The 26,341-nt window shown below is 68.9% G+C and carries 29 protein-coding genes; 17 read left to right on the top strand and 12 right to left on the bottom strand.

Annotated elements, in window-relative coordinates:
* Positions 1-5: 5 nt before the first annotated feature.
* The 3 genes from WD026_RS12045 to WD026_RS12035 all read left to right on the top strand — a co-directional run bounded on the left by WD026_RS12045 (position 6) and on the right by WD026_RS12035 (position 1,546).
* The gene (locus WD026_RS12045) at positions 6-578 is read left to right on the top strand and encodes a YceI family protein (protein ID WP_425723899.1); all 573 of its coding nucleotides are present in this window, start codon (positions 6-8) and stop codon (positions 576-578) included.
* Between the two features lie 36 nt (positions 579-614).
* On the top strand, positions 615-1,184 hold the full coding sequence (locus WD026_RS12040; protein ID WP_425723898.1) for a YceI family protein: 570 nt from the start codon (positions 615-617) through the stop codon (positions 1,182-1,184).
* Positions 1,185-1,267: 83 nt separating this feature from the next.
* On the top strand, positions 1,268-1,546 hold the full coding sequence (locus WD026_RS12035) for a hypothetical protein (RefSeq protein ID WP_425723897.1): 279 nt from the start codon (positions 1,268-1,270) through the stop codon (positions 1,544-1,546).
* Here WD026_RS12035 and WD026_RS12030 read toward each other — a convergent pair.
* Positions 1,533-1,820, bottom strand: a complete 288-nt coding sequence (locus WD026_RS12030) for a YkgJ family cysteine cluster protein (protein WP_425723896.1) — start codon at positions 1,818-1,820, stop codon at positions 1,533-1,535. The two genes, WD026_RS12035 and WD026_RS12030, sit on opposite strands and share 14 nt — an antisense overlap.
* A gap of 5 nt (positions 1,821-1,825) precedes the next feature.
* The gene (locus WD026_RS12025) at positions 1,826-2,425 is read right to left on the bottom strand and encodes an NADPH-dependent FMN reductase (RefSeq protein ID WP_425723895.1); all 600 of its coding nucleotides are present in this window, start codon (positions 2,423-2,425) and stop codon (positions 1,826-1,828) included.
* Positions 2,426-2,522: 97 nt separating this feature from the next.
* Between WD026_RS12025 and mnmG the strand changes: the two genes are divergently transcribed.
* From mnmG to WD026_RS11995, 6 genes are all read left to right on the top strand, one after another.
* Positions 2,523-4,523, top strand: a complete 2,001-nt coding sequence (gene mnmG / locus WD026_RS12020) for a tRNA uridine-5-carboxymethylaminomethyl(34) synthesis enzyme MnmG (RefSeq protein WP_425723894.1) — start codon at positions 2,523-2,525, stop codon at positions 4,521-4,523.
* The gene (gene rsmG, locus WD026_RS12015) at positions 4,520-5,179 is read left to right on the top strand and encodes a 16S rRNA (guanine(527)-N(7))-methyltransferase RsmG (RefSeq protein ID WP_425723893.1); all 660 of its coding nucleotides are present in this window, start codon (positions 4,520-4,522) and stop codon (positions 5,177-5,179) included. The genes mnmG and rsmG overlap by 4 nt, the downstream gene beginning before the upstream one ends.
* A gap of 485 nt (positions 5,180-5,664) precedes the next feature.
* Positions 5,665-6,279 carry a LysE family translocator gene (locus WD026_RS12010; RefSeq protein WP_425723892.1) on the top strand — a complete coding sequence of 205 codons (615 nt, stop codon included), beginning with the start codon at positions 5,665-5,667 and terminating at the stop codon, positions 6,277-6,279.
* A gap of 11 nt (positions 6,280-6,290) precedes the next feature.
* Positions 6,291-7,061: a ParA family protein gene (locus WD026_RS12005; RefSeq protein ID WP_425723891.1), complete on the top strand. Its 771-nt coding sequence runs from the start codon at positions 6,291-6,293 to the stop codon at positions 7,059-7,061.
* Between the two features lie 20 nt (positions 7,062-7,081).
* Positions 7,082-7,621: an RBBP9/YdeN family alpha/beta hydrolase gene (locus tag WD026_RS12000; protein ID WP_425724169.1), complete on the top strand. Its 540-nt coding sequence runs from the start codon at positions 7,082-7,084 to the stop codon at positions 7,619-7,621.
* 3 nt (positions 7,622-7,624) lie between these two features.
* A complete protein-coding gene (locus tag WD026_RS11995; RefSeq protein ID WP_425723890.1) occupies positions 7,625-8,542 on the top strand; it encodes a ParB/RepB/Spo0J family partition protein in 918 nt (305 codons plus the stop codon).
* Between the two features lie 430 nt (positions 8,543-8,972).
* Here the strand turns inward: WD026_RS11995 and WD026_RS11990 are convergent, their stop codons facing one another.
* A complete protein-coding gene (locus tag WD026_RS11990) occupies positions 8,973-10,394 on the bottom strand; it encodes an FAD-binding oxidoreductase (RefSeq protein WP_425723889.1) in 1,422 nt (473 codons plus the stop codon).
* Between the two features lie 143 nt (positions 10,395-10,537).
* On the opposite strand from WD026_RS11990, the gene WD026_RS11985 reads away from it, so the two are divergent.
* Together WD026_RS11985 and WD026_RS11980 are read left to right on the top strand one after the other, a co-directional pair.
* Positions 10,538-11,104 carry a cob(I)yrinic acid a,c-diamide adenosyltransferase gene (locus tag WD026_RS11985; RefSeq protein WP_425723888.1) on the top strand — a complete coding sequence of 189 codons (567 nt, stop codon included), beginning with the start codon at positions 10,538-10,540 and terminating at the stop codon, positions 11,102-11,104.
* Positions 11,101-11,430, top strand: coding sequence for a hypothetical protein (locus tag WD026_RS11980; RefSeq protein ID WP_425723887.1), 330 nt, complete (start codon positions 11,101-11,103; stop codon positions 11,428-11,430). Before WD026_RS11985 ends, WD026_RS11980 begins: the two co-directional genes overlap by 4 nt.
* Positions 11,431-11,440: 10 nt before the next feature.
* On the opposite strand, the gene WD026_RS11975 is transcribed toward WD026_RS11980, so the two are convergent.
* The gene (locus WD026_RS11975; RefSeq protein WP_425723886.1) at positions 11,441-12,565 is read right to left on the bottom strand and encodes a PilT/PilU family type 4a pilus ATPase; all 1,125 of its coding nucleotides are present in this window, start codon (positions 12,563-12,565) and stop codon (positions 11,441-11,443) included.
* A 13-nt stretch (positions 12,566-12,578) separates the two neighbouring features.
* Positions 12,579-13,865 (bottom strand): solute carrier family 23 protein, encoded by a 1,287-nt coding sequence (locus WD026_RS11970; protein WP_425723885.1) that lies wholly within the window; start codon positions 13,863-13,865, stop codon positions 12,579-12,581.
* A 145-nt stretch (positions 13,866-14,010) separates the two neighbouring features.
* Here WD026_RS11970 and WD026_RS11965 point away from each other — a divergent pair, with 145 nt between their 5' ends.
* Positions 14,011-16,101, top strand: a complete 2,091-nt coding sequence (locus WD026_RS11965; RefSeq protein WP_425723884.1) for an acetoacetate--CoA ligase — start codon at positions 14,011-14,013, stop codon at positions 16,099-16,101.
* A 154-nt stretch (positions 16,102-16,255) separates the two neighbouring features.
* Positions 16,256-17,239, top strand: coding sequence for a tripartite tricarboxylate transporter substrate binding protein (locus WD026_RS11960; protein WP_425723883.1), 984 nt, complete (start codon positions 16,256-16,258; stop codon positions 17,237-17,239).
* A 12-nt stretch (positions 17,240-17,251) separates the two neighbouring features.
* On the opposite strand, the gene WD026_RS11955 is transcribed toward WD026_RS11960, so the two are convergent.
* Both WD026_RS11955 and WD026_RS11950 read right to left on the bottom strand, forming a co-directional pair.
* Positions 17,252-18,154 carry a DMT family transporter gene (locus tag WD026_RS11955; protein WP_425723882.1) on the bottom strand — a complete coding sequence of 301 codons (903 nt, stop codon included), beginning with the start codon at positions 18,152-18,154 and terminating at the stop codon, positions 17,252-17,254.
* Between the two features lie 13 nt (positions 18,155-18,167).
* Positions 18,168-18,683, bottom strand: coding sequence for a flavin reductase family protein (locus tag WD026_RS11950; RefSeq protein ID WP_425723881.1), 516 nt, complete (start codon positions 18,681-18,683; stop codon positions 18,168-18,170).
* 102 nt (positions 18,684-18,785) lie between these two features.
* Between WD026_RS11950 and WD026_RS11945 the strand changes: the two genes are divergently transcribed.
* Positions 18,786-19,607, top strand: a complete 822-nt coding sequence (locus WD026_RS11945; RefSeq protein WP_425723880.1) for an alpha/beta fold hydrolase — start codon at positions 18,786-18,788, stop codon at positions 19,605-19,607.
* On the opposite strand, the gene WD026_RS11940 is transcribed toward WD026_RS11945, so the two are convergent.
* Positions 19,593-20,945: a D-amino acid dehydrogenase gene (locus tag WD026_RS11940; protein WP_425723879.1), complete on the bottom strand. Its 1,353-nt coding sequence runs from the start codon at positions 20,943-20,945 to the stop codon at positions 19,593-19,595. The two genes, WD026_RS11945 and WD026_RS11940, sit on opposite strands and share 15 nt — an antisense overlap.
* 125 nt (positions 20,946-21,070) lie before the next feature.
* Between WD026_RS11940 and WD026_RS11935 the strand changes: the two genes are divergently transcribed.
* A complete protein-coding gene (locus WD026_RS11935) occupies positions 21,071-22,003 on the top strand; it encodes a LysR family transcriptional regulator ArgP (RefSeq protein WP_425723878.1) in 933 nt (310 codons plus the stop codon).
* A gap of 34 nt (positions 22,004-22,037) precedes the next feature.
* On the opposite strand, the gene WD026_RS11930 is transcribed toward WD026_RS11935, so the two are convergent.
* A complete protein-coding gene (locus WD026_RS11930) occupies positions 22,038-22,493 on the bottom strand; it encodes a fasciclin domain-containing protein (RefSeq protein WP_425723877.1) in 456 nt (151 codons plus the stop codon).
* 180 nt (positions 22,494-22,673) lie between these two features.
* Between WD026_RS11930 and WD026_RS11925 the strand changes: the two genes are divergently transcribed.
* Entirely contained in the window at positions 22,674-23,315 is a 642-nt protein-coding gene (locus tag WD026_RS11925; RefSeq protein WP_425723876.1) for a TetR/AcrR family transcriptional regulator, read from the top strand.
* A gap of 27 nt (positions 23,316-23,342) precedes the next feature.
* Here the strand turns inward: WD026_RS11925 and WD026_RS11920 are convergent, their stop codons facing one another.
* The 3 genes from WD026_RS11920 to WD026_RS11910 form a co-directional block, all read right to left on the bottom strand.
* A complete protein-coding gene (locus WD026_RS11920) occupies positions 23,343-23,765 on the bottom strand; it encodes a universal stress protein (RefSeq protein ID WP_425723875.1) in 423 nt (140 codons plus the stop codon).
* A 73-nt stretch (positions 23,766-23,838) separates the two neighbouring features.
* Positions 23,839-24,639 (bottom strand): metallophosphoesterase, encoded by an 801-nt coding sequence (locus WD026_RS11915; RefSeq protein ID WP_425723874.1) that lies wholly within the window; start codon positions 24,637-24,639, stop codon positions 23,839-23,841.
* Positions 24,636-25,613: a LysR family transcriptional regulator gene (locus WD026_RS11910; protein ID WP_425723873.1), complete on the bottom strand. Its 978-nt coding sequence runs from the start codon at positions 25,611-25,613 to the stop codon at positions 24,636-24,638. The genes WD026_RS11915 and WD026_RS11910 overlap by 4 nt, the downstream gene beginning before the upstream one ends.
* 102 nt (positions 25,614-25,715) lie before the next feature.
* Between WD026_RS11910 and WD026_RS11905 the strand changes: the two genes are divergently transcribed.
* Positions 25,716-26,252 (top strand): hypothetical protein, encoded by a 537-nt coding sequence (locus WD026_RS11905; RefSeq protein ID WP_425723872.1) that lies wholly within the window; start codon positions 25,716-25,718, stop codon positions 26,250-26,252.
* The last annotated feature ends 89 nt before the right edge of the window (positions 26,253-26,341 follow it).

The raw sequence follows: 26,341 nt of genomic DNA, 5'->3' as shown, positions 1-26,341 counted from the left end.
TCGCCATGAACCTCCGTACCGCTTTCACCGCCGCCGTGCTCGGCGCGGCGGCCTCCCTGCCGCTGTCGGCCTCGGCCCAGCAGGCCCTGGTGCCGGCGGGCAGCGAGATCCGCTTCACCAGCCGCCAGATGGGCGTGCCGGTGGAAGGCCAGTTCCGCCGCTTCGATGCTCAGATCAGGTTCGACCCGGCCCAGCCGGCCCAGAGCCGCATCGCGTTCACGGTGGACACCGGCAGCGCTACCCTGGGCGTGCGCGAGACCGATGCCGAACTGCCCAAGCCGACCTGGTTCAACGTGGCGGCCTTCCCTCAGGCCACCTTCCAGTCCACGTCCGTGCGCCGCATCGACGCCACCCGCTTCGAGGTGGCCGGGCGCCTGTCCATCAAGGGCGTGGGCAGCGACGTGGTGGTCCCGGTGACGCTGGCCCGCCAGGGCACGCAGACCGTGGCCACCGGCGCTTTCCCCATCCGCCGGCTGCAGTTCCGCATCGGCGAGAACGAGTGGGCCGACACCTCGATGGTGGCCGACGAGGTACAGGTGAAGTTCCGCCTGATCCTCAGCGGCGTGGCACCGCTCTGACCGTTTTCCGTTTTCCCCAACCCCCAGGAGATTTCCATGCGTTCTTCCCTTGCACTGCTGGCCGTTGCCGCCACGCTCGCCACCGGCGCTGCCCAGGCCGCCGACTACGCCGTCGACCCGACCCACACCTTCGTCACCTTCGAGATCGGCCACTTCAACACCTCCACCAACCGCGGCCGCTTCGACAAGAAGGAAGGCAGCATCCAGTTCGACCGCGCCGCCCGCACCGGCAAGGTGGACATCACCATCGACGTGGCTTCGGTCAACACCGGCACCGCCGCCTTTGACAAGCACCTCAACAGCGCCGACCTGTTCAACACCGCCGTGCACCCCAAGGCCCGCTTCGTGTCCGACAAGCTGGTGTTCAACGGCGACAAGGTGGTCGAGGTGCCGGGCCAGTTCACCTTCATGGGCAAGACCGCGCCCCTGACGCTGAAGGCGGTGCGCTTCAACTGCTACGACAATCCCATGCTCAAGCGCGAGGTGTGCGGTGGCGACTTTGAAGCCGTCGTCGACCGCACGGTGTACGGCATGGACTACGCCATCGCTTTCGGCGTGCCCAAGGACGTGCGCCTGGTGATCCAGGTGGAGGCGGTTCGCCAGTGACACTGGCAGCTGGCACACAGTGAGTGCCTGCTTTCAGTAAAGCCCGCCTTGAGCGGGCTTTCTTGTTTCTGAAAGGACGATCCATGACGCTGGGACACCGGCTGCTGTTCACCGCCATCGCCCTGGTGCTGGCGGCCCTGGGCGTGGCGGCCATCGTCACCGAGACCCACACCGGATCGTCCCGCTACACCGGCCTGACCACGCTGGTCGGCGATGACGCGGTGTGGTTCGGTCAGACCTGTCTGCTGCTGGCGGTCTTGCCGCTGCTGGTATGGGTGCCGCCGTCGCGCGTGGCGCTGGCCGGCGGCGTCTGGTGGCTGGTGCTGATGGCGTGGATCTTTCTGCCGTTCATCCTGCGCTGAGACGGCCCGAGCTGGTCGGCGCCACGGTGGTGGCGACCTCCAGCCGGTGCAGGTAGTGCAGGGCCTGGGTGCGGTCGGTCCCGCACATCTCGGGCTGGGGCCGCAACGATCCGCACACCGCCGGCCGCTCCGGCCGGCCGAACAGCCGGCAGCGCAAGGCTTCGTCCAGGTGGGGGCAGGGCATGCCGGCGGGCTTGCCGTGCGGCAGACCGGGCATGGGGCTGCTGATGCTGGGCGCGATGCAGCAGGCCGCGCAGCCCGGGCGGCAGTCCATGGCGCTCAGTGCGCCGCGTGGAGCGCGCGGGCGGCGTGGATCACCTGATCGACCACACCCTGCACGGCCTGGCGGGCGGCATCGGTAGCCAAGTGGCCGTCGGGGTCGAAGGCGTTGGCCGCCTGCCCGAGCGCGAACTGTTTCGGCGCCACCCAGCACTGCAGGTTGCGCAGCAGGGTGGCCAGGTGGGCCAGACCACGCACGCCGCCCAGGACGCCTGGCGAGGCGCTCAGCAGACCCACCACCTTGCCCTCGAAGGGTTTGGTGCCGCGCTGCCATTCGGGGTCGGTCTTGATGGGGCTGGACACCCAGTCGATGGTGTTCTTGAGCAGGCCGGTGTAGCTGCCGTTGTACTCGGGCGAACACACGATCCACGCCGGGTGGGCATGCAGGATGCGCTTGAGTTCCAGCGAGGCAGCGGGGGTGCCGCGGGCCTCAATGTCGGCGTTGTAAAGCGGCAGCTCGTGCGCGGCCAGATCGAGCACGGTGACCTGGGCGCCGGCGGCGCGGGCCATCTCGGCGGCAGCGTTCGCCAGCTTGCGGTTGTGGGAGCCGGTGCGGGTGCTGCCGGCAAAGATCAGGAGGGGCAGGGGGGTGTTCGACATGGCCGGGATTGTCGCGCAGCCGCTGTGGCGGCGTGCCCGGGGCTGGGCAGAAGCCGGGGCTTGATGGGACAATCGCGGGTTGCCCCGGAGCCCGACCATGCTGTACCCCCAGGAATTTGATGTCATCGTCGTCGGTGGCGGCCATGCCGGCACCGAAGCCGCCCTGGCCGCTGCCCGCATGGGCTGCGCCACGCTGCTGCTGACCCACAACATCGAGACGCTCGGCCAGATGAGCTGCAACCCCAGCATCGGGGGTATCGGCAAGGGCCATCTGGTGAAAGAAGTGGACGCTCTGGGCGGCGCCATGGCCCTGGCCACCGACGAGGGCGGCATCCAGTTCCGCATCCTCAACAGCTCCAAGGGGCCGGCCGTGCGCGCCACCCGCGCCCAGGCCGACCGCATCCTCTACAAGGCCGCCATCCGCCGCATGCTAGAGAACCAGCCCAACCTGTGGCTGTTCCAGCAGGCGGTGGACGACCTGATGGTCGAGGGCGACGGTGACGGCGCCCGGGTGGTGGGCGCGGTCACGCAGGTGGGCATCCGTTTCCGCAGCCGCACCGTGGTGCTGACGGCGGGCACCTTCCTGGACGGCAAGATCCACGTCGGCCTGAACAACTACAGCGCTGGCCGGGCGGGTGACCCGCCGGCGGTGAGCCTGTCGGCCCGGCTCAAGGAGCTCAAGCTGCCGCAGGGGCGCCTGAAGACCGGCACCCCGCCGCGCCTGGACGGCCGCACCATCGACTGGAGCCAGTGCACCGAGCAGCCCGGCGACGGCATGCCCGGTGGCCTCAACCCGGACCAGCCGGTGCCGGTGTTCAGCTTCATGGGCAGTGTGGGCATGCACCCGCGCCAGATCCCGTGCTGGATCACCCACACCAACGAGCGCACCCACGAGATCATCCGCAGCGGCTTCGACCGCAGCCCCATGTTCACCGGCAAGATCGAGGGCGTGGGCCCGCGCTACTGCCCGAGCGTGGAAGACAAGATCAACCGCTTCGCCGACAAGGACAGCCACCAGATCTTCCTGGAGCCCGAGGGCCTGACCACGCACGAGGTCTACCCCAACGGCATCTCCACCAGCCTGCCGTTCGACATCCAGTACCAGCTGGTGCGATCGATGAAGGGGCTGGAGAACGCGCACATCCTGCGGCCCGGCTACGCCATCGAGTACGACTACTTCGACCCGCGTTCGCTCAAGAGCAGCTTCGAGACGCGGCAGATCGGCGGCCTGTTCTTTGCGGGCCAGATCAACGGCACCACCGGCTACGAAGAAGCGGCCGCCCAGGGCCTGTTCGCCGGCATCAACGCCGCGCTGCAGTGCCGCCAGCTGACCGGGCAGGGCAACGACTTCGGTGGCGCGTGGCTGCCCGCGCGCGACGAGGCGTATCTGGGCGTGCTGGTGGACGACCTGGTCACCCAGGGCGTGACCGAGCCCTACCGCATGTTCACCAGCCGGGCTGAGTTCCGCCTGCAGCTGCGCGAAGACAACGCCGACATGCGCCTGACCGAAACCGGCCGCCAGCTCGGTCTGGTGGACGACGCCCGCTGGGACGCCTTCTGCCGCAAGCGCGATGCGGTTTCACGTGAAACCGAACGCCTCAAGGCCACCTGGGTGAACCCCCGCAATCTGCCGGCCGCCACCGCCGAGGCGGTGCTGGGCAAGGCCATCGAGCACGAGCACAACCTGTTCGACCTGCTGCGCCGCCCGGGCGTGTCGTACAGCGCGCTCACCGGCATGGAGGAGAGTCGTTTCGCCAGCCCCGATGTTTCACGTGAAACGCTGGGCGATCTGTATGCGCCGGTGGTGGAACAGGTGGAGATTGCCGCCAAGTACTCGGGCTACATCGACCGCCAGAAGTCCGAGGTGGAGCGGGCCGCCCACTACGAGCACCTGCGCCTGCCGGACGACATCGACTACCTGCAGGTCACGGCGCTGTCGTTCGAGGCGCGGCAGAAGCTGGCCAAGCACCGGCCCGAGACCCTGGGTCAGGCCTCCCGCATTTCCGGCATCACGCCGGCCAGCATCTCGCTGCTGCTGATCCACCTGAAGAAGGGCGGCTTCAAGGGCTTTGCCCGCCGCGAGTCGGAAGCGGCATGAGCGCGCCCGATCTGCGCCCGGCGCTGGAGGCCGGGGTGCGCGCGCTGGGCCTGTCGCTGCCGGACGCCCAGATCGACCAGCTGCTGGCCTATCAGGAGCTGATCGCCAAATGGAACAAGGTCTACAACCTGACGGCCGTGCGCGACCCGGCGGAGATGCTGACTCATCACCTGCTCGACAGCCTGGCCGCCATCCCGCCGCTGCTGCGCCAGACCGGTGGCCAGCCGGTGCGCTTGCTGGATGTGGGCTCCGGCGGTGGACTGCCTGGCGTGGTGATCGCCATCACCTGCCCGCAGATCGAGGTGCACTGTGTGGACACGGTGCTCAAGAAAGCGACCTTCATCCAGCAGGTGGCGGCCAGCCTGCGCTTGCCCAATCTGCGCGGCATCCACGCCCGGGTCGAGACGCTGACGGCAGAGCAGGGCGGCGGCTACGACGTGGTCTGCTCCCGCGCCTTTGCCTCGCTGGTGGACTTCACCACCTGGTCGCGCTCGGCCCTCAAGCCCGACGGGGTGTGGATGGCGCTCAAGGGAAAGCACCCGGCGGACGAACTGGCTGCGCTGCCTGACTCGGTGTCGGTGTTTCACGTGGAACCACTGATGGTGCCTGGGTTGGGGGCGGAGCGGTGTGTTGTGTGGCTTCGGGCTGCTTCCTGACTTTTCGCTCTGGGGTTGCTTCTGAGGGGTGAGGACCGGTGCGCGGCCGCAGGCCTGCTCGCGGGCGGCTGGGTCTGGGTGCGGCGGTTTCTGCGTTAACGCCGGTTGGGCGCACTCCCTCTGTGGCAACCGCGAATCGGGCCTGCGGCCGCGCACCGGTCCCTCACCCCTCCAAACCGGGCAGGCGCGCCAGCAAGGTGGGTGTTCCAGCGCTACTTCAGAAGGCTGCGGGGTGGCGCCGGGCGCCGGGCCGATTCGCGGTTGCCACAGAACAGGCGCGCCGGACCGGTGTTGACGAGCCAACGCCAGCCAACCTGAAGTCTTCGCCCGCGAGCGAACCAGAGCCCGGCGCCACCCCGCAGCCTTCCTGCCCACCCCTCCGCACACCACAACCAAGCAGCAAATCCGCCACTCACCACCCACCTCCAAACCGGCAACGCGGACCACTCACGTAAACTCCACCGTCCCCCACCCGGAGAGCTCCCATGTTCGGCATCGCAGATTACGGCGCCTTCGTCGTCGCCATCATCATCTTCCTGGCCATCCCCGGCCCGGGTAACCTGGCCCTCATCACCTCCACCGGCAAGGGCGGCATCCGGGGCGGCCTGGCGGCCACCATGGGCGTCATCGCGGGTGACCAGGTTCTGATGTGGCTGGCCGTGGCCGGCGTGGCGGCGCTGCTGGCCGCTACCCCGGCCGCCTTCAGCATGGTCCAGTGGGTGGGTGCCGCCTACCTGGCGTGGCTGGGCTGGAAGATGCTCACCGCCAAGCCCGGCGACGCCCCGGTGCTCAACATCCGGCCCCGCCAGTACTTCCAGCAGGCGGCTGCCATCACTCTGCTCAACCCCAAGGCCATCGTGTTCTACATGGCCTTCTTCCCGCTGTTTGTGGATCCGTCCCGGCACCAGGGCCTGGCCACCTTCGGCGCCATGGCGCTGACGATTGCGGCACTCACTTTCCTGTACGGGCTGGTCGTGGTGCTGCTCACCCACCACCTGGCCGAGCGGCTGCGCGCCAATCCGCGCATCACCCGTGGCCTGGAAAAGCTGGCGGGCGTGTTCCTGATCGGCTTTGGCGTCAAGCTGGCCCTGTCCAAGTAAGCGGGCGTCCCATGGCAAAAATATTCTGTGTGGCCAACCAGAAGGGTGGCGTCGGCAAGACCACCACCACCGTCAACCTGGCGGCCGGTCTGGCCAAGGTGGGGCAGCGGGTGCTGATGGTCGACCTCGACCCCCAGGGTAATGCCACCATGGGTTCGGGCATCGACAAGCGCACCCTGGAGCTGTCGGTGTACGACGTGTTGCTGGAGTCGGCATCGGTGGCCGAGGCGGCGGTGCTGTCGGACAAGTGCGGCTATCACGTACTCGGTGCCAGCCGCGATCTGGCCGGTGCCGAGGTGGAGCTGGTCAGCCTGGAGCGGCGCGAGAAGCGGCTGAAGACCGCCTTGGCCGCCGTGGACGCCGACTACGATTTCGTGCTCATCGACTGCCCGCCCAGCCTGTCCATGCTCACGCTCAACGGCCTGTGTTCGGCCCACGGCGTGATCGTGCCCATGCAGTGCGAGTACTTTGCGCTGGAAGGCCTGACCGATCTGGTCAACACCATCAAGCAGGTGCACGCCAACCTCAACCGCGACCTGCAGATCATCGGCCTGCTGCGGGTGATGTTCGATCCGCGCATCACCCTGCAGCAGCAGGTGAGCGACCAGCTCAAGGCCCACTTTGGCGACAAGGTGTTCGACACGGTGATCCCGCGCAACGTGCGCCTGGCCGAAGCACCCAGCTACGGCCTGCCGGGCGTGGTGTTCGACCCGTCGGCCCGGGGCAGCCAGGCCTTCGTGGCCTTTGCCGAAGAGATGGTGCAGCGCATCCGCACCATGTGACCGTTGCACCCGTGTTCCACGTGAAACCCGACCACGTCCTCATCCTGCCGGGCTGGCAGAACAGCGGCCCCGACCACTGGCAGAGCCGGTGGGAGGCCCTGCATGGCTACCAGCGCGTGGACCAGTCCGACTGGATGACCCCGCGCCGCGGCGACTGGATGGCCCGGCTGGACGAGGTGCTGCTGGGCCTGGACGGCCCGGCGGTGCTGGTGGCCCACAGCCTGGGCTGCATCCTGACCGCCGCCTGGGCCGCCCATTCCCGCCAAACCGCACGGGTGAAGGCCGCCTTGCTGGTGGCCCCGGGTGACCCGGAGCAGGAGGCGCTGCAGATCCAGCTGCCCAGCTGGTCGCCGGTGGTGCTGCAGCGCCTGCCGTTCCCCTCCGTGCTGGTGGGCAGCCGCAACGACCCGTACTGCGCCGAAGCCCGGGCCCGCCGCTTTGCCGACGCCTGGGGCTCGCGCTTCATCGACCTGGGCGACGCGGGTCACATCAATGCCGAATCCGGCCTGGGCGACTGGCCACAAGGCCACGCCTGGCTGCAAGAACTCACTAAGGACTGACACATGGTCACCAAGAAACCCAAGGGCCTCGGACGCGGCCTCGAAGCCCTGCTCGGACCCAAAGTGGAAGAACGCCCGGCCGGCGGCGACGCGACGGACACCACCCCCAGCAGCCTGACCCTCGATCAGATGGTGCCCGGCGTCTACCAGCCACGCACCCGCATGGACGAGGGTGCCCTGTACGAACTGGCCGAGAGCATCAAGTCCCAGGGCATCATGCAGCCCATCCTGGTGCGCCGCCTGAGCGCCGGTGAGCACGCCGGCAAGTACGAAATCATTGCCGGCGAGCGCCGCTTCCGCGCCTCCAAGCTGGCCGGGCTGGACCGGGTGCCGGTGCTGGTGCGCGAGGTGCCGGACGAGTCGGCCGCTGCCATGGCGCTGATCGAGAACATCCAGCGCGAAGACCTGAACCCGCTGGAAGAGGCCCAGGGCCTGCAGCGTTTGGTGAAAGAGTTTGGGCTCACTCACGAGCAGGCGGCTCAGGCGGTGGGCCGCTCCCGCAGCGCGGCCAGCAACCTGCTGCGCCTGCTGCAACTGGCCGAGCCGGTGCAGACCATGCTGATGGCGGGCGACCTGGACATGGGCCATGCCCGCGCGCTGCTGGCGCTGGAGAAGGCGGCCCAGATCACGGCGGCCCACCAGATCGCGGCGCGCAAGCTGTCGGTGCGCGAGACCGAGGGCCTAGTGAAGAAGCTGAGTGCCGAGTTCGAGCTGTCACCGCAGAAGCCGCGCAAGGAGAAGTCGCGCGACATCCGCCGGGTCGAGGAGGAGCTGGCCGACCTGCTGACCGCCGAGGTGGAGGTGCGCATCAAGAAACGGGTGAAGCGCCACGGGCGGGTGGAAGAGATGGGGGAACTGGCGATCCAGTTCGGGTCGCTGGAAGCGCTCAACGGGCTGATCGACCGGTTGCGGGGGCAGTGACCTGCCTCTCTGGGGCTGGGGTTTCGTTCGTGGCCTTTGTGGGGGGCGGCGGGTGACCCCCGCAGACTCTGGCTCTGCTCGCGGGCGGCTGGCCGGGCGTGCTGAGGTGGCTTCGTCAACACCGGGTGGGTGTGCGGGCTCTGTGGCAACCGCGAATTGGCGCCGGCGTCTGCGGGGGGGCACCCGCCGCCTTGCACATCCACTTGGTCAACCCACGGTTCGAGTGCCTGCATCACCTCAGACGAAGGGTGCGGCCTGCGGACGCAGGCGCCGATTCGCGGTTGCCACAAAAAGCAGCGCGCTCACACCGCCTTGATGAAGTAACGGCCGCGAACTCACCCAGCTCGCTAGCGAGCAGCGCCGAAGACCGTAGGCCGCACCCTTCGTCCCACCCACCCCTCCGAGCGAACCCCCCCGACCGGAAGACAGGTCAGGAAAAGATCTTCCCCGGGTTGAGGATGTTGTCCGGGTCCAGCGCCCGCTTGAGAGTGCGCATCATGTCCACCGCGCCCGCGCCGGCTTCGTCCAGCAGAAAGCCCATCTTGTGCAGGCCCACACCGTGCTCGCCGGTGCAGGTGCCCTCCAGCGCCAGGGCGCGGGTCACCAGCTTCACGTTCAGGTCCTCGGCCACGCGGCGCTCCTCGGCGTTGTCCGGGTCGATCAGGTAGCCGAAGTGGAAGTTGCCGTCGCCCACATGGCCCACCAGAAAATAGGGCAGGCCGCTGGCGTCGGCCTCGGCCACCGAGTCCAGCAGGCAGTCGGCCAGCTTGCTGATGGGCACGCAGGTGTCGGTGCTCACGGCGCGGCAGCCGGGCTTGCTCTGGATGGCCGCAAAGTAGGCGTTGTGCCGCGCGGTCCACAGGCGCGTGCGCTCTTCCGGCGTGGTGGCCCACTCGAACGCGTTGCCGCCGTGCTCGGCCGCGAGTTCCTGCACCGTCTCGGCCTGCTCCTTCACGCTGGCCGGCGATCCGTGGAATTCCATCAGCAGCATGTGTTCTTCACGCAGGCCCAGCTTGCTGTGGGCATTGACCATGCGCACCGTGCCGGCGTCGATGAGTTCGCAGCGGGCGATCGGCACGCCCAGCTGGATGATCTGGATCACCGTGTGCACGGCCGCCGCGATGCTGGGAAAGGAGCACACCGCCGCCGAGATGGCTTCGGGCAGCGGGTAGAGCTTGAGGGTGATCTCGGTGATCACGCCCAGCGTGCCTTCGCTGCCCACCATCAGGCGGGTCAGGTCGTAGCCGGCGCTGCTCTTCTTGGCGCGCGTGCCGGTGCGGATGACCTCGCCACGGGCGTTGACCACCTCCAGCGCCAGCACGTTCTCGCGCATGGTGCCGTAGCGCACAGCGTTGGTGCCGCTGGCGCGGGTGGCGGTCATGCCGCCGATGGAGGCGTCGGCACCGGGGTCGATGGGGAAGAACAGGCCTTCGCTCTTGACGGCCTCGTTGACCGCCTTGCGCGTCACGCCGGGCTGCACCGTCACCGTCAGGTCTTCGGCGTTGATGGACAGCACCCGGTTCATGCGGCCCAGGTCGATGCTGATGCCGCCTTGCACCGCCAGCAGATGGCCTTCGAGCGACGAGCCCACACCGAAGGGAATCACCGGCACCCGATGCTGCGCACACAGGGCCACAGCATCGGCCACGTCGGTGGTGGATTCGGCAAACACCACGGCGGCCGGCGGCGGCACGCTGAACACCGACTCGTCGCGGCCGTGCTGTTCGCGCACCGCCAGGGCGGTGGAGCACTGCGCGCCGAAGCGCTGCTGCAGGGCGGCCAGGAAGGCGTCGGGCACCGGGCGCTGGTTCACTTCGGGCAGCAGGTGCTGGATGTCGGCGGGGGCGTTCATGGGGTGTCTCCGGGGTCGTGTTGTCCGGCCAGTTTAGCGGGGGAACCCCCGTGCAGGGGCGACAGACGGTTGTCAGATCATCGACAATCCGGCGACCGACTTCCATGCGCCGCACTGGCCGGCGCCCCTCGCAAAGGAACCCCATGGGCAACCGACTGACCCAGATCGCCACCCGCACCGGCGACGCCGGCACCACCGGCCTGGGCGACAACTCCCGCGTCTCCAAGAACAGCCTGCGCGTGCACGCCATGGGCGACGTGGACGAGCTCAACAGCCAGATCGGCGTGCTGCTGTGCGAAGACATGGCGGCCGATGTGCGCGAGCTGCTGGTGGAGATCCAGCACCAGCTCTTCAACCTGGGTGGCGAGCTGTCCATCCCCGGCTTCGAGCTGCTCAAGCCCGAGGCGGTGGCCGCCCTCGACGAAGCCCTGGAGCGCTACAACGCCCAGCTGCCGCGCCTGCAGGAATTCATCCTGCCGGCCGGCTCGCGGGCGGCCAGCCTGGCGCATGTGTGCCGCACCGTGGCCCGCCGCGCCGAGCGTGCGGTGGTGGCGCTGGGCAACGAGGAAGCCATCAAGGACGCGCCGCGCCAGTACCTCAATCGCCTGTCCGACCTGATGTTCGTGCTGGCCCGCGTGCTCAACCGCATGAACGGCGGCGACGACGTCTACTGGAAGAGCGAGCGCATGGCCCAGGGGGGTGCCGCATGAAGGCGCTGGCTGCGGCCATGCTGATGGCCTGCGGGGCCGGTGCCGCCCAGGCCGCCGTGCAGCAGGTGCAGCTGGTGTGTGATGCGGTCTACATGCCCTCGCGCAGCAGCTGGAGCCGGGTGGTGGACATCGGCTACGACCAGAAGCGGGTGCGCAGCGTGAGCATCGACGGCGTGCCGGTCTACACCTTCGCCATTGCGCAGACGGTGATCCTCACCGCGCTGGACAACGAACGCATCCAGATCGACACCGCCAGCCAGACCTGGACCAGCGACTTCCGCGGTCAGGCCACGGCCCAAGGCCGCTGCGAGCGCGCCGCGCCCTGAAGACAGCGCCTCAGCGCTGGATGCCCAGGCCCGAGGTGTCCGGGCGGTGCCCGGTGTGCAGCCGGATGCGCAGCGACACATCGGTGCGCGAGTCGGCGTAGTCGATGGCCTGATCGGCCGTGATCTCGCCGCGCAGGTAGAGCTCGTAGAGCGACTGGTCGAAGGTCATCATGCCGAGCTCGTTGCTCTTGGCGATCGCCTCCTTGATGTCGTCGGTCTGGCCCTTCTGGATCAGCTCCGAGATGTAGGGCGAGAGCAGCATCACCTCCACCGCCGGCACCAGCTGGCCGTTGCTGTTGCGCAGCAGGCGCTGGCCCACCACGCCCTTGAGGTTGAGCGACAGGTCCATCAGCACCTGGCGGTGCGCAGCCTCGGGGAAGAAGTTGAGGATGCGCTGGATCGCCTGGTTGGTGTTGTTGGCGTGCAGGGTCGACAGGCAGAGGTGGCCGGTTTCCGCATACGCCATGGCGTGCTGCATGGTGTCGCGGTCGCGGATCTCGCCGATCATGATGACGTCGGGCGCCTCGCGCATGGCATGGCGCAGCGCCTCATCGAACGAGCGGGTGTCCAGCCCGACCTCGCGCTGGTCGACGATGGCCACACCATGGCTGTGCTCGAACTCCATCGGGTCTTCCACCGTCAGGATGTGGCCGCCCACCGTGCGGTTGCGGTGGTCGATCATGGCCGCCAGCGTGGTGCTCTTGCCCGAGCCGGCGGCGCCCACCATCAGCACCAGACCGCGCTTGAGCTGGCACAGCTGCTTGAGCACCGGCGGCAGCTTCAGGCTGTCGATGGAGGGGATGCGGGCATTGATGTGCCGCACCACCACCGCCACCTCGCCGCGCTGGCGGAACACATTCACGCGAAAGCGCCCCGGGCCCGGCAGGGCGATGGCGAAGTCGCATTCCAGGGTGGCCTCGAACGACTTGATCTGCGACTCCCGCATGATCGAGTAGGCCAGCGCCTGGGTCTGGCTGCCGTCCAGCGCGGGCTCGTCCAGCCGGCGCAGGGTGCCCTGCACCTTGATGCCGGCCGGCGTGCCGCTGGAGAGGAACAGGTCGGAGGCCCCGTGCTGCACCATCACCGCCAGGTAGCGGCTCAGGTCATCGTTCTGCGCGTGGGTGCGTTCGAGCATGGGGCCTTCCTTTTCAGTTGCGACGGCTCAGCAGGGCGTACAGCAGGATGGCGCCGAAGGTGGCGGTGCCGATGCCGCCCAGGGCAAAGGCGCCGAACTTGAGCGTGTAGTCGCCGGTGCCCAGAATCAGTGTGACGGCCGCGACGATCAGGTTGCGGTTGTCGCTGAAGTCCACCTTGTTGTCCACCCAGATCTTGGCGCCGGCCACCGCGATCAGGCCGAACACCACGATGGACACGCCGCCCATGACCGGCAGCGGGATGGCCTGGATCAGCGCACCGAACTTGGGGCTGAAGCCCAGCACGATGGCCATGATGCCGGCGATCAGGAAGATGGCGGTCGAGTAGATCTTGGTCGCGGCCATCACGCCGATGTTCTCGGCATAGGTGGTCACGCCGGTGCCGCCGGCGCTGCCGGCCACCATGGTGGCCACGCCGTCGCCCATGAAGGCACGGCCCATGTACTGGTCCAGGTCCTTGCCGGTCATGGCGGTCACGGCCTTGATGTGGCCCAGGTTCTCGGCCACCAGGATGATGGCCACCGGGGCGATCAGCAGCATGGCGTTGGCGCTGAACACCGGGGCGCTGAAGTTCGGCAGGCCGATCCAGGCCGCATTCGCAATGCCCGAGAGGTCCATGGGCTTGCCCAGGCCGAAGCCGTTGGTGAGCACCGCGTAGATCACGCTGGCCACGATCAGGCCCACCAGGATTAGCAGGCGCTGCACCATGCCGCGGGTGAACACGGCCACCATGCCCACCGCCACGAAGGTCACGGCCTGCATCCAGGCGTCGAACGCCGTGGGGGCCATGTTCTTGATCGGGATGCCGGCCAGGTTCAGGCCGATCACCGCCACCACCGAGCCGGTCACCACCGGCGGCATGAAGCGTTCGATCCAGCCGGTGCCCACCGCCTGCACGATGGCGCCGATGATGAAGTACAGCAGGCCGCAGGCGATGATGCCGCCCAGGGCCACGCCGATGTTGGCGTTGGGGCCCGGTCCGGCGTAGCCGCTGGCGGCGATCACCACGCCGATGAAGGCGAACGACGAGCCCAGGTAGCTCGGCACCTGGCCGCCGGTCATGAAGAAGAAGATGAGCGTGCCGATGCCGCTCATGAGGATGGCCACGTTCGGGTCGAAGCCCATCAGGATGGGCGCCAGTACCGTGGCGCCGAACATGGCGATCAGGTGCTGCACCCCCATCACCGTGGTCTGCCCCCAGGGCAGGCGTTCGTCCGGTCCGATCACGCCACCCTGTGCCAGCACCTCGGTGCCCTTTTCACGCCAATCCAGCATGCCCATGCGTCACTCCTCCGTGGTTGAAAAAATACCCGCGATCGTATTCGCAAACCCCGTGCCTGCCGGCCCGCCCTGGCGGCCCCGGGGCTGTCCCGCAGGGGCCATCGGGCCGTTGCCGGGTGCCCGGGGGGGTTTCCATAATGGCCGCATGAGCACCGCCCCCTACATCCCCCAGATCCGCCGCTACCAGCAATGGCTGGGCGAACACCGTGGCCTGCACTTTGCCGACTACGACGCCCTGTGGCGCTGGTCGGTGACCGACATCGAGGCCTTCTGGCAGAGCATCCGCGACTACTTCGACCTGCGCTCGCCCACACCCCATTCGGCGGTGCTGGAGCGCAACGTCATGCCCGGCGCGCGCTGGTTCCCCGGTGCCCAGGCCAACTATGTGCACCAGGTGTTCCGGCATGTGGATGCCGCGCACGCGGCCGGCTTCCCGGCCGTGATCAGCCGCAACGAGAAAGGCACGCACCGCGAACTGTCCTGGCCCGAGCTGCGCCGCCAGGTGGCGGCCATGGCCCTGCACCTGCAGGCGCAGGGGGTGCACCCCGGCGACCGGGTGGCGGCCTACCTGCCCAACACGCCGGAGACCATGGTGGCTTTCCTGGCGGTGGTGGCCATCGGCGGGGTGTGGAGCATCTGTGCGCCCGACATGGGCACCAACGCGGTGCTCGACCGTTTCCGCCAGATCGACCCGGTGGTGCTGATCGCCTGCGACGGCGTGACCTATGGCGGCCGCGACCACGACCGCCTGGGCGTGGTGGCCGAACTGCGCGCCGCCCTGCCCACGGTGCGGCATGTGGTGCTGCACACCAACCTGGCCGACACCCCGGCCGCGCGCGAGGCCGCCCTGGCGCGCAGCGCCCCCTGTGCCGATTTCGAGCTGGTCACGGCCCGGGCCGATCCGCCCACGCTGGCCTTCGAGCCGCTGTGGCTGCCCTTCGACCACCCGCTGTGGATCGTCTATTCCAGCGGCACCACCGGCCTGCCCAAGCCCATCGTGCACGGGCACGGCGGGACCGTGCTGGTGAGCATGGCGCTCAAGGCCCTGCACAACGACATCGGCTGCAGCTACGACCCCAACTCCTGGGGCGAGCGCTACCACTGGTACAGCTCCACCGGCTGGGTCATGTGGAACGCCCAGGTGGGCGGCCTGCTGGGCGGCACCACCTGCGTCATCTACGACGGCAACCCCGGCGGATCGAAGGAGCGCCCCGACTGGACCGTGCTCTGGCGCTTTGCCGCCGAGACCGGCGTCACCTTCTTCGGCGCCGGCGCTGCCTTCTATGCCAACTGCATGAAGGCCGGCGTGGACATCGCCGCCTGCGGCGACCTGCGCCCCGTGCGCGCCCTGGGAAGCACCGGCTCGCCCCTGTCGGAAGACGTGCAGCGCTGGGGCACCGAGCAGTTCGACCGGATCCACCCGGAGCGTGGCGGCCCCATCTGGTGGTGCAACATTTCTGGAGGGACGGATTTCGCCGGTGCCTTCATCGGCGGCCACCGCGACCTGCCGCAGACCCCCGGCCGCATGCAGTGCCGTCTGATGGGCTGCGCGGTGGAGGCCTGGGACGAGCAGGGCCGGCCGGTGATGGACGCCGTGGGCGAACTGGTCTGCACCCAGCCCATCCCGTCCATGCCGCTGTACTTCGTGGGCGACGTGGGCCACAAGCGCCTGATCGGCAGCTACTTCGACATGTACCCGCCGGGCCATGGTCGCGGCCCGCAGGGCACCGATCTCGGCCCCGAGGCCGGCGCGGTCTGGCGCCACGGCGACTGGCTGCGCATCCACCCCGACGGCTCCTGCGTGATCTACGGCCGCTCGGACGCCACCATCAACCGCCACGGGCTGCGCATGGGCACCAGCGAGCTCTACAGCGCGGTCGAGGCCCTGCCTGAGGTGCTGGACTCCATGGTGGTCGACCTCGAATACCTCGGCCGCGAGAGCTGGATGCCGCTGTTCGTGGTGCTGCGCGACGGTCATGCGCTGGACGATGCGCTGACCGGCCGGATCCAGGCCGCCATCCGCACGGCGCTCTCCCCGCGCTTCGTGCCCGACGCCATCTACCAGGTCAGCGAGATCCCGCGCACGCTCTCCGGCAAGAAGCAGGAGCTGCCCATCAAGAAGCTGCTGCTGGGCCAGCCGCTGGAGAAGGTCATCAACCGCGAGGCCATGGCCAACCCGGCCTGCCTGGACTGGTACGTGCAGCTCGCGGCGCAGCGCACGGCAGCGGCGGGCTGATCCGCCGTCCGTGCACCACGGCGGGGCAGGGCGTCCCGCAAGCGACGCCGCCCAGGGTCAACCCCGAGCCGGCCCCCGGGCCAACCCGGTGGGCGCGGGCAGCGGCTTGGGTTAATTTGCCGTCTCATCCCAACGACCCCACCGGAGACCCGCCATGACCCATCCGAACCCGAACCGCCGCCAGGCCCTGTCGCTGGCCGCCGGTGGTGCTGCCCTGATGGCCGCGCCCGCCCTGTTCGCGCAGGACAAGTTCCCCTCGCGCCCGATCACGCTGATCGCGCCGTGGCCGGCCGGTGGCAGCAGCGATGCCGTCATGCGGGCCTTCGGCCAGAGCGCCAGCAAGATCCTGGGCGTGCCGGTGGTGGTCGAGAACAAGCCCGGCGTGGGCGGCACGCTGGGCGCCAGCGCCATGCTGCAGGCCAAGCCCGACGGCTACACCGTCACTCAGCTGCCCCTGGGCATCTACCGCCTGCCCCACATGCAGACCATGCCCTTCAACCCGGTGACCGACATCACCCACATCGTCTGCCTGACCGGCTACACCTTCGGCATTGCCTGCACGGCCGACGCGCCCTTCAAGACGCTCAAGGACATGGTGGCCTATGCCAAGGCCAACCCCGGCAAGCTCGAATACGGCCACACCGGCACCGGCACCACGCCGCACCTGGCCATCGAGGAGTTTTCGGAGAAGGCCGGCATCAAGCTCAACCCGATCCCCTTCAAGGGCTCGGCCGAGATCATGCAGGCCATCCTGGGGGGCCACATCCGCGTCATGAGCGGCACCACCGAATTCGCGCCGCACGTGCAGAGCGGCAAGCTGCGCCTGCTGGCCACGCTGGGCAGCCAGCGCAACAAGGCCTTCCCCGATGTGCCCACGGTCAAGGAAAGCGGCTGGGACACCATCACCGAGTCGCCCTTCGGCATCGGCGGGCCCAAGAACATGGACCCGGCCGTGGTCAAGGTGCTGCACGACGCCTTCAAGGCCACGCTGGACGACCCCGAGGTGAAGGCGGCGCTGGACAAGTTCTTCCAGCCCACCATCTACATGAACACCGCCGACTACACGGCCTATGCGCAGCGCACCTTCGCGGCCGAGAAGGCCACGATCGAGCGTCTGGGGCTCGCGAAGAAGAGTTGACCCCCAGCGGGTCTAGCGCTTGCTGACCAGCACGATGCCGGTGGCCACGCCCAGCAGGGCGACCACCAGCTGCCAGGTCAGCGGTTCACCGAGCAGGGCCACGCCGAAGACCAGCGCGAACACCGGGGTCAGGAAGGTGAAGGTGCTCATCTGGGTGGCGGGGTAGTGCCGCAGCATCCACATCCAGGTGAGGTAGCTGGCGAAGGCGCCCACAGCGGTCTGCAGGCCGATGGAGGTCCAGGCGGCGGCCGAATAATCGAAGCGCCAGGTCTCGCCCAGCGCCAGCGAGATCAGCGGCGCCACCAGGGCGGTCACACCCACCTGGAAGAACAGCGTCTTCTCGGCGCTGGCCGTCGCCAGCTTCGTGGCCCGCAGGGTGAGGGTGGTCAGGCCCCACAGCATGCCGGCGGCCAGGCCCAGGGCGTCGCCGCGCCACTGGCCCGCCACCGGCGAGCTGTGGATGAAGCCTTCGCTGAAGGCCAGTGCCACGGCGGCAAACGCGATGGTCAGCCCGACCCACTGGATACGGCGCAGCGTCTCGGTGCGCACCACACGCGGCAGCAGCAGGGCCACCACGAACGGGCTGGTGTAGAGGAACACTGTCAGGCGCGAGGCGCTGGTGTACTGCAGCCCCAGGTAGATGCCGGCGAACTCGCCGGCGAACAGCAGGCCGGCCAGCAGCCCCGGCCACAGCGTGCCGTCGCGCTCGAACAGCGCCACGCCGCGTGCGCGGCACCACAGCCACAGCAGCAGCGTGGCGCCCCAGAAACGGATGGTGGCCTGCCACAGCGGCGGCACTTCGCCCACCGTGGTCTTGATCAGGATCTGCTGAAAGCCCCAGAACGCGCAGCACACCACCAGCAGCGTGATGGCGAGCGAATCGAGGTGGGTCTTGCGCTGGACGGGGCTGTTCACGCGGTGGTTCGGTTCAGAGCGGGTGCTCGGTGTAGAAGCGCCCGCCGTGGAACAGCAGGGGCGAGACGTCGGGGTTGTGGCTGCAGCGCTCCACCTCGCCCACGAAGATCACATGGTCGCCTTCGGCGTACTGGCTGCGGTTGAAACATTCAAACGTCGCGGCCACGCCCGGCAGCAGCGGCGCGCCGCTCATGCCTTCGCTGAAGTTCACCCCGGCCCAGCGGTCGGTGTGGCGGGCGGCAAAGCGTTCGGCCAGGGCCTGCTGGTCGGACGCCAGCACATGGATGGCGTAATGGCGGCCGTTGGCCAGCGCCGCCATCGATCCGGCCTGTTTCGACAGGCTCCACAGCACCAGCGGCGGCTCCAGCGACACCGAGTTGAACGAGTTGGCCGTCAGCCCCACCAGGCTGCCGTCGGCCGCGCGTGCGGTGACGATGGTCACCCCGGTGGCGAACATGCCCAGCGCATTGCGGAACGCCCGGGTCGAGAAGTCGGGCGGCCGGGGGCCGGGGGCAGGGTGGGCAGACATGGTGGATCGTTGCAAAGACCAGGCGGGGCCGCGATTGTCCGCCATGCGGCGGTCCGGGTGCGTCGCTAGGGCTACCCGGCCCGCGCCGATAAGATGCGGCGCATGAGCCTCACCCCCGCCTTCACCGCCCTGGGCAGCGGCCCCACCGTGCTGCTGCTGCATGGCATCGGTGGAGGGCACCTGGCGTTTGCCCCGCAGGTCGAGACGCTGGCCGCCGCCGGCTACCGCGCCGTGGCCTGGGACATGCCCGGCTATGGCCACAGCGCCCCCATCGAGCCCTACACCTTCAAGGGCCTGGCCCAGCGCTGCATAGCCCTGATCGATGCGCTGCAGTGCCCCGACGTGGTGCTGGTGGGCCACAGCATGGGCGGCATGGTGGCGCAGGAGGTGGTGGCGCGCCATCCGCAGCGGGTGAGCCGGCTGGTGCTGGCCGGCACCTCGGCCGCCTTTGCCCGCCACGGCAGCGGCCGCAGCGCGGACGACTGGGCGCGCCAGTTCGTGGCCGAGCGCACCGCGCCGCTGGATGCGGGTCAGGGCATGGAAGGCATGGCCCAGACCCTGGTGCCGCGCATGGTCGGCCCCGGTGCCCTGCCCGAAGGCCTGCGCCTGGCCGAGCACTGTATGGGCGGCGTGCCCGAGGCCACCTACCGGCGTGCGCTGGAATGCCTGACCGGGTTCGATCGCCAGTCGGCCCTGGCCGCCATTGCGGTGCCCACGCTGCTGGTGGCGGGCGAGTTCGACAGGGTGGCGCCCCCCGCGCTCATGCGCCGCATGGCCGACCAGATTCCGCGTTCGCGTTATGTGGAGCTGCCCGGCATCGGGCACCTCATGAACCTGGAAGCACCGGAGGCCTTCGACGGCCAGCTGCTGGACTTTCTGGCCGATACCGCGGCCGATGCCGCCCGGCCTTCAGCGCTGCACTGAGGCCGCCTGCAGGCGGTTGCCGCCCGTGGCGGAACGCACCGGCGCGCTCGGCTGACCAGTGAAGCCGAATTCCATGGCCGGCTTCTCGCCGCTGATGAGCTCGGCCAGCGCCTTGCCCGAACCCGCGCCGTGCGTCCAGCCCAGCGTGCCGTGGCCGGCATTGATCCACAGCTTGCGGCGCGGGAGCTGACCGATCAGGGGGATGTTGGTCGGCGTGGCGGGGCGCAGGCCGGTCCAGAACTGCGGGTTGCCGCCTTCCTGCGGGGTGCGGGTGTCGGCCACGCCGGGGAACACCGCCTCGATGCGGCGCACCAGCATCTCGCAGCGGCGGCGCGCCAGGGGGGTGTCGAGCGAGAGGTCGAAGCCGCCGAGCTCGATGGTGCCGGCCACCCGCAGCTGATTCCCCAGGCGCGAGATGGCGATCTTGAGCTGGTCGTCGATCATGCTCACCGAGGGGGCGTCCTGCGGGCGCAGCAGCGGCAGCGTGGCGCTGTAGCCTTTGCCGGGGTAGATGGGCACGTCGATGCCGATGGTCTTGAGCAGCGGCGTGGTGTAGGAGCCGCAGGCCACCACGAAGGCATCGCCGGTCAGCATGCGCAGCTGGCCGTCGAAGCGGTTGCGCACCCGCACGGCGCTGATCTCGTCGCCGCGCTGCTCGATCTGTTCGATGTCGTGGCCCCAGAGCATCTCGGCACCCCGATCGGCGCAACGGCGGGCCAGGGCCTGGGTGAAGACGCGGGCGTCGCCGGATTCGTCGGTCTCGGTGTAAGTGCCGCCCTTGATGCGGTCGCCGAAGGCGCGCAGCGCCGGCTCGATGCCCAGCAGCTCCTCGCGCGAGACCACGCGGCGCTTCACGCCGAAGCGCTGCATCACCTCGGCGGCGGCGGCGGCGCCGGCAAACGATTGTTCGTCGGTGTAGTAGTGGGCAATGCCGCGCTCCAGGCGGTGGAATTCGATGCCGGTGTCGGCCACCACGTCCTTCAGGGCGGCGTGGCTGTACGAGCCCAGGGCCACCAGCTGCGCCACGTTGCGCACGAACGCCTCGTCGTTGCACTGGCCCAGGAACTTCAGGCCCCACAGCCACTGCGCCGGGTCGAGCTGCGGGCGGAACAGCAGCGGCGAGGTGGCCGAGAACATCCACTTCAGCGCCTTCAGCGGCGCTTCGCGGTTGGCCCAGGGCTCGCAGTAGCTCACCGAGATCTGTGCCGCATTGGCAAAGCTGGTCTCCAGCGCCGCGTCGTCCTGCCGGTCCACCAGCGTGACCTCGTGCCCGCGCTGCAGCAGGTGCCAGGCCGTGCTGACGCCGATGATGCCCCCACCCAGAACCGTGACACGCATGGTGCGCTCCTGATCAGAAAACGTGATCTGCGCAGTATCGAAAATCCGCCGGTGGAAATGAAGCGGAATCAAACTAAAATCGATCTCATCAGATTGACTAATGAGAAGCCGAGCCCGGTCCGCCCATGAGCACCTTCGACCCCGACGCCCTGGAATGCCTGGCCGCCATCATCGAGGAGGGCGGGTTCGAGCGGGCGGCGCAGCGCCTGTCCATCACCCAGTCGGCGGTGTCGCAGCGCCTGCGCGCGCTCGAAGCCCAGGTGGGCACGGTGCTGATCGTGCGCAGCCGCCCGCTCAAGCCCACGCCGGCCGGCCAGCTCATGCTCAAGCACGCCAAGATGATGCGGCTGCTGCGCGCCGACCTGGAGAAGGACCTCAAGGAACTGGCGCCCAGCAGCACCGGCGGGCGTGAGGACGAGCGCATCTCGGTGGCCATCAATGCCGACAGCATCGCCACCTGGGCCCTGCCGGCGCTGGACGCGCTGGCCCGCGACGGCCTGCCGATCGAGATCATCACCGACGACCAGGAATTCACCCATGAATGGCTGCGCGAAGGCCAGGTGCTGGGCTGCGTGACCTCGCTGGGTCAGGCGCTGCGGGGCTGCCGCATGGAGCCGCTGGGCACCATGGACTATGTGGCCGTGGCCCATGCCGACTTCGTGGCCAAGCACCTGCCCAAGGGCTTGACGGCGCACAACTTCCACCAGGTGCCCTTCGTGGCCTTCAACCGCAAGGACACGCTGCAGCACAGCTTCGTGGCCAAGGCCTTCAAGCTGCCCCGGGTCATCCTCAAGCAGCTGTTCGTGCCCTCCAGCGAGGGACAGATCCGTGCCGTGGCGTCCGGCTGGGGGGTGAGCGTGGTGCCCGAGCTCGGGGTGCGCGAGCGGCTGGCCAGCGGCGAGCTGGTCAACCTGCTGCCCCGGCACCGGCTGGATGTGCCGCTGCACTGGCACTGCTGGAACCTCCATTCCGACGTGCTGGAGGCCCTGACGGCGGCGCTGCGCACGGCAGCGCGCCGCAGTCTGCGGCCCCCGGCGCGCTCTGCACCAGGGGCCTGAGTCACCGACCCGTGCGGGTCAGCGCATCAGCGCATCAGCGCGGCAGGACCACGGTGTCGATGACGTGGATCACGCCGTTTTCGGCTGCGATGTCGGTCTTCACCACATTGGCGTTGTCCACCTTCACGCCGCCGGTGGTGCTCACGGTGAGCTCGCCGCCCTGAACCGTCTTGACCTTGCCGGCCTTCACGTCCTTGGCCATCACCTTGCCGGGCACCACGTGGTAGGTGAGCACGGCGGTCAGCTTGGCCTTGTCTTTCAGCAGCGCGTCCAGATCGGCCTTGGGGATCTTGGCGAAGGCTTCGTCGGTGGGGGCGAACACGGTGAACGGGCCCGGGCCCTTGAGCGTGTCGACCAGACCGGCCGCCTGCACGGCGGTCACCAGGGTCTTGAAAGAGCCGGCGGCCGCGGCGGTGTCGACGATGTCTTTGGCCTGGGCGGAAACCATGGCACCGAAGGCCAGCAGGCCGGCCACGAGGGTCTTCTTCATGTGGGTCCTTTCAAAGGTGTGGATGGGTGCCCGCAAAGCGTGATGTGCATCACGGGCGCCGCCAGTATTGGCCGACCAAGATCAAAACGCAACCGATCAGTATTTATCCATACGAGTCGGTATGAATTGCGCCGTCAGCGTCGAAAGGTGACAATCCCGGTTCCGCCGAAAAGGTTCCCCATGTCCAGCGCCACGTCCTCCACCGCCACACCGCCCGTCAAACGCAGCTTTCGCGAGCAGATGCACCAGGCCCGCGAGGACGCCATCGTGGCCGCCGTGAACCGCCTGCTGGCCGAGAAAGGCTTCGAGGCCATGACGGTGGACGAAGTGGCGGCCGAGGTGGGCATTGCCAAGGCCAGCCTGTACAAGCATTTCCCGAGCAAGGAAGACCTGGCCGCTGCGGCCATGGTGAAGGTGATGCAGCGTGCCCAGACCTTTCTGGACGAGCTGCAGGCCCGGGCCGGTCTGACGCCGCTGCAGCGGCTGCGCGAGGTGGCCCGCTGGACCATGGAGGTGCAGCTGGCCGGCGAGATGCCGTCGCTGCCGAGCGAGAACTCCAGCCTGCGGGCCGCGCTGGCCGCGAGCAAGCCGTATGTGGACGGGCTGATGGACGTGAGCGACCGCCTGGGTGGCTGGATCGTGGAGGCCCAGGCCGACGGCAGCGTGAATGCGGCGCTGCCGCCGATCGCGGTGCTCTACACGCTGTATGCGCGGGCCTGCGATCCGGTGCTGGGCTTCCTGAGGGCCTCGGGTCAGTACGACAGCGAACGCATCATCGAGATGGTGCTGTCGACCTGCTTCGACGGTCTGCGCCAGCGCTGAAGGCTGCCGCAGACCGCTGCTGCCGCGTCAGCGGACCAGCAGCACCGGCACCTTGCATTCGGCCAGCACGCGGGTGGCGACCGAACCCATGACCAGGTTGCCCAGGGCGCTGTGGCCGTGCGAACCCATCATCACCAGGTCGAACTTGCCGGCGTGGGCGGTCTTGGCAATGAGCTCGCCCGCCGAACCCACCTTGCTCACCACCTTGGCCTCCACGCCATGGCGCTTGAGGAACTTGACCACCGGGCCGGTGACCTTGGCGGCCTCGTCGGCGTGGTACTGGTTGGCGATCTCGGCACCCACCGCGGCACGGGCCCGGGGCGGCAGCGGGGCCTGCACGGTGATCAGGGTGAAATCGTTGGACGCGGCGAACAGCTCGTCGTGTGCGGCCACATAGGCCAGCATCTTCTTGGTGTAGGCGCTGCCGTCGACAGCCAGCAGGATCTTCATGGGTGGCTCCTTGATGTGTAGGTATGGGAGCTGCCGAGTGTAAGAGGCGCCCATGACCCGCCTTTGCGGCAGATCAAGGGTGCTGCGACTTGCCGGGCGGCAGGGGCACCCGGATGAGGCCGTCGGGCACGAAGGCCGCCTGCTCGTTCTTGTCGGCATAGCCCAGCGGGTTGGCATGGATGCGGCAGCGGCCCACCTGCACGTCGGTGGGGCAGTGCAGGTGGCCATGCAGCCAGAGGTCGGCCATGGGCAGCAGGTGGTCCAGGCCGTTGCAGAAGCCGGCGGTGCCGGGGGTGGCACCGTAACGCGGGTCCATGCTGTGCAGCGTGGGCGCGAAATGGGTCACCACCACGGTGGGACCGTCCCAGGGGGTCTGCAGCGCCTGCGCCAGCCAGCGCTGGCAGTCCAGCGCCACGGCGCGCATGGCTTCGGCATCGAACAACGCGCCATGGCGGCGGCCGTCCATCTTGCGCAGGTAATGGTTGGCGGCACGGTAGGCCTTGGGCCGGTCGCCGAACACGTCGTAATCGCTCCACAGCGTGGTGCCGACCAGCCGCACGCCCTGCATCACCACCACCTCACGCTCCAGCCAGATCAGGCCCAGCCGCTCGCAGGCTTCGCGCAGGCGGGCATGGGTGTCGTCCCAGTCCAGGGCGTCGTACTCGTGGTTGCCCGGCACGTAGACCACCGGCACTGGCCAGTCGGCAAAACGCCCCAGGCCCCAGTCCGCCTCGGGCATGGTGCTGCCGTCGCGCCGGTGCTGGTAGGAGCCGATGTCGCCGGCCAGCACCAGCAGGTCGGCGCCGGCTGCCGGGGTCGGTACGAAGTCCGGGTTGTTCTCGAGGTGCAGGTCGCTGAGCAGCTGGATGTTCATGGGGACAAGGGGTCGGAAGGGCTGAAACCATCGGCCGAGGCGCGCCGCACCGCCTCGCGCAGCCAGCGGTGGGCGGTGTTGTGGGTGGCTTGCCGGTGCCACAGCGTATCCACATGCACGGCCGGCACCGGCAGCGGCAGGTCGGACAGCGCCAGCCGGTGCTCGATGCCGGTGGCGCTCACGAAGTGGCGGGGCAGCACGGTGAGCAGGTCGGTGGTGGTGACCACCAGGCCGGCGGTGAAGAACTGGTTGACGGTGAGCACCACCCGCCGCTGCCGCGAGACGGCGGTGAGTGCCTCGTCCACAAAGCCGAAGGGCCGGCCCGAAAAGCTCACCAGCAGGTGGCGCGCGGCGCAGAAATCGTCCAGCGTGAGAGGCCGCCCGGCCAGCGGGTGGTCGCGGCGCATCACCACCACGTATTCGCCGTCGTACAGGCGCTGGTACAGGAAGGCCGGGTTCTCTTCCTTCAGGTGCTGCGCGCCCAGCTCGGCCACCACACCGGGGAAGTGGCCGATGGCCACGTCGGCCGAGCCGGATTCGAGCAGCGAACGCGGGTCGCGCGTGGTCAGCGGCAGCACCCGCAGGCTCACGCCCGGTGCCTCCTGTTCGCAGATGCGCACCAGGCTGGGCACGATCTTGGCGGCGGTGGCATCGGCCATGGCCAGCACGAAGCTGGACTGGGCATGGGCCGGGTCGAAGGTGTCGGGCGACAGGGTCTCGCGCAGCAGCGCCAGGGCCTCGCGCACCGAGGGCCACAGGGCCTGGGCCACGGGGGTGGGCTCCACCCCGTAACCAGCCCGGTGCACCAGCTCGTCCCCCACCACCTCGCGCAGCCGGCGCAGCGCATTGCTCACCGCCGGCTGCGTCATGGCCAGGTTGTGCGCGGCCCGGGTCAGGTTGCGCTCGGCCATCACCTCGTCGAAGACGCGCAGCAGGTTCAGGTCGAGCGTGCGGAAGTTGAGGCCTTTGATCATTCCTGTGAATGGTAGGCATCACAAAGATAAATTGGCGCAAGATCAGGGATAACCCTAGTATTCGGCTGTCCACAAGACAAAATCCACCTTCAGGAGTTCACCATGAGCACCACCGCCACCGCTTCCTCTGCCCCGCTGGGCCTGCGTCAAGCCGCCCCGGCATCCGCCCGTCCGGTCACCGCATCCCGCAGCTTCGGCGCGCGTGGTCTGGCCGCCCTGCTGCTGGCCGCCGTGGTCGCCGCCATGGTGCAGGTCGCCGACCACCTGGTCAGCACCTGGGCCGACGGCCACCTGTTCCTGGCCTGGGTCATGCTGTGGGTGATCGTGTTCGCCGGCTTCGCGCTGTTCGCCGACACCGCCCGCGTGGTGGCCCGCCGCACCCTGGCCGGTCTGGACCAGTGGGCTGCTGCCCGCGCCCAGGTCCGCGCCGAAGAGCGCCTGTGGGACATCGCCCGTGCCGATCCCCGTGTCATGGCCGAGCTGGTGCAGGCCCGCAGCCGCGATGAGGCCGACGAGACCCCGGCCCCGGTGGCCGCCCCGGTCGTGGCCCGCGCCGTTGTGGAGCAGGACGCTGCCGTGTCCGTGTGGGAAAAGATCGGCCGCCAGCGCGCCGCCCGCGCCCTGGCCTACCGCATCTGACCTCGCGAGTGGCGCGCGCCGCGCGCCCACAAAAAAGCCACCGGATCGGTGGCTTTTTTTTCGCCCGGCGGGGATGTCACCGGGGGAGA

It is taken from the genome of Hydrogenophaga sp. R2, from assembly GCF_049843595.1.
Lineage (GTDB): Bacteria > Pseudomonadota > Gammaproteobacteria > Burkholderiales > Burkholderiaceae_C > Hydrogenophaga.
Note: the sequence above shows the minus strand (reverse complement) of the source record. Positions and strands in the feature narration are given on the sequence as shown.